Raw genomic sequence first — 584 nt, forward strand, 5'->3', positions numbered from 1 at the left:
GGTGCGTCGTGCCGATGGCCGAGCGGCTCTCGGCCGGCACCGTGGCGCGGCTCTGCGCGGCGCTCGACACCGGCAGCATCAGCCTGGAACGCGACGGCCTGCGGGGCGTGCAGCCGGCGCGCTTCGGGCTGATCCTCCTCGACGAGGGCGGCGCGGACGAAGCGGCCGCCGAAGCGCTCGCCGACCGGCTGGCGTTCCGGGTGGATTTTTCGGGAGTCGGGCTGCGGGACATCGGCAGCGATCCGCTCGCCCAGTTCCGATTGTCCCACACCCACCCTCATCCTGAGATGCCCGCCCCAGCGGGCCTCGAAGGCGGGCTCGAGAGGGCACCGGGATCCCCGCAGCGCTCCTTCGCCGTTCGAGATCATGGCGTGGCCGGCGGAGATGGCGGCTCTCCTCCCCCCTGTGGGGAGGAGTTGGAGGTGGGGGTGGTTTCGCCTGACACCGCGCCGGCCGGTGGGACCACCCCCACCCTCGATCCCTCCCCACAAGGGGGAGGGACGATCGCCGACCCTATCGCCACGCTTTGCGCCGCCGCCGCCGATCTCGGCATCGCGTCGCTCCGCGGCCCGCTCCTCGCCGCG

Annotated in this window: 1 pseudogene; it reads left to right on the forward strand. The window is 73.6% G+C overall.

The window, feature by feature from the left end:
• Positions 1 to 584 (forward strand): annotated as a pseudogene (locus tag FV217_RS23630) (hypothetical protein); the annotation flags it as partial.

The sequence above is a fragment of the Methylobacterium sp. WL9 genome (genome assembly GCF_008040035.1).
GTDB classification, from domain to species: domain Bacteria; phylum Pseudomonadota; class Alphaproteobacteria; order Rhizobiales; family Beijerinckiaceae; genus Methylobacterium; species Methylobacterium thuringiense.